The organism is Spongiactinospora gelatinilytica (assembly GCF_003236385.1).
GTDB classification, from domain to species: Bacteria; Actinomycetota; Actinomycetes; order Streptosporangiales; family Streptosporangiaceae; genus Spongiactinospora; species Spongiactinospora gelatinilytica.
Genome location: NZ_POUA01000676.1, coordinates 1 through 1774 on the forward strand (window position 1 = coordinate 1; position 1774 = coordinate 1774).

The following is a 1774-nucleotide window of genomic DNA, read 5'->3' on the forward strand; positions in this document are numbered from 1 at the left end:
GGCGATGGCGGGCGCCCCCTGCCCGGCGGCCGGCGCCCCGTCCCGCCGCTTCCGCGCGGCCTTCCCCGACCTCACGTCAGGGTAGGTGCAACCAGCCGATCAGCGTCAAACGCCGCCCGCCGGATTTTTTACCTCGCGCTTCACTTCACTGGGGCCATTGCCCTGCTGATCTTGAGCCCGAGCGAGGCGAACTGCTCGAACGGCCGGTGGTAGCCCCGCTCGATGTGGTGGACCCCGCGCAGCGTGGAGGTGCCCTCCGCCGCGGCGGCGGCCAGCACCGCGGAGAACCCGGCGCGGATGTCGGGCAGCCGTACGTCCGCGCCGCGCAGCTTGGACACCCCGCGCACCACGGCGGAGTGCTTGGCGTTGGTGTCGTGGTAGCGGCAGGCGGGCCCGCCCAGGCACACGTCGAACACCTCGATCTCGCAGCCCATCTTCTGTAGCGCGGGCACGTAGACCAGGCGGTTTTCGAAGACCGTCTCGTGCAGCACGGACATGCCGTGGCTCTGGGTGAACAGCACCATCAGCGGGGTCTGCCAGTCGGTCATGAACCCCGGGTGGGTGTCGGTCTGCACGGCAGCCTGGCGCAGCCCGTCGGGCGCGGACGCCGACAGCCAGTCATCGGTGATGTCGACCTGCGCGCCCATCCGGGCGAGCGTGGTTATCGCGGTGACCAGGCGGTCCTGGGGACAGCCGTGGACCCGCACCTGGCCGCCGGTGATCAGTCCGGCCACCAGGTAGGAGAACGCCTCGATGCGGTCGCCGGCCAGCCAGGTGGAGGCGCCGCGCAGGCTCGGCACGCCCTCGATCACGATCCTGCGGTCGGGACTCAGCTCGATGCGCGCCCCCATCCGCTGCAGGAACAGCGCCAGCTCCACGACCTCGGGCTCCATCGCCGCGCCCTTGAGCACCGTCTTGCCCTCGGCGCGCACCGCCGACATCAAGATCGTCTCGGTGGCGCCGACGCTCGGGTAGGGCAGCTCGATCCGGGTGCCGTGCAGCGCCTTGGCCTTGGCGGTGATCCCGCTGTCGCCGACCTCGATCTCGGCGCCCATCGCGCGCAGCGCCTCGACGTGGAAGTTGACCGGCCGGCGGCCGATCGGGTCGCCGCCGACCAGCGGCACGAACGCCTCGCCCGCCAGATGCAGCAACGGCCCCAGCATCAGGATCGGAATCCGGTTGAGACCGGTGAACGCCGCCGGGACCTGCGGCTGGATGACCGGGCCCTGCGAGATGGCGATCTCGCGTTGGGTGATCTCCACGTTCATCCCGAGCGCCCGGAGCATCGCCGCGGTGATCTCCACCTCGCCGACCTCGGGCGCGTTCTGGATCGTGCTCTCCCCCGTGCCGAGCATCGCCGCGACCATGTGCTTGGACACGGCGTTCTTGGACCCCCGGACCTCCACGTCGCCCCGCAGCGGCCCGGAGGGCTCGATCAGCCAGACCTCTTCTTCGTTCACGGGCCAAAGCCTAGCGAAGCGGCTCTCGTGGGCCCCGTGACCGTCGGCGGGCTTCTGTAGCATCGGAGGAATCCAACCAAAAGGGGGCCCTCCTTGCGGGAGTTGCGGGACTTCGCCGGAACCGTGCTCGTGCTGGCCGTGCTGGGTGTCGCGGCGGGGGTGGTCTGGTCGCTGGTCGCGCCGCGCGCGCCGTACGTCGCGCTGGACGGCGGACCGGCCCTCGCCGATCCGTCCACGCAGGCTCTCGTCGCCGCCGACGGGTGGTTCGCGGTGATCACCGGCGCCGTGGGGCTCGTGGTGGGGCTGGTGGGGTT

General features: G+C 71.2%; 1 protein-coding gene and 1 pseudogene. One reads left to right on the forward strand and one right to left on the reverse strand.

The window, feature by feature from the left end; all coding sequences use genetic code 11:
* Positions 1-140 precede the first annotated feature (140 nt).
* Complete coding sequence (murA, locus tag C1I98_RS38515; protein ID WP_111172139.1) at positions 141-1460, reverse strand: UDP-N-acetylglucosamine 1-carboxyvinyltransferase; 1320 nt, start codon at positions 1458-1460, stop codon at positions 141-143.
* A gap of 93 nt (positions 1461-1553) precedes the next feature.
* Between murA and C1I98_RS38520 the strand changes: the two are divergent.
* Positions 1554-1774, forward strand: a pseudogene (locus C1I98_RS38520) (hypothetical protein); the annotation flags it as partial.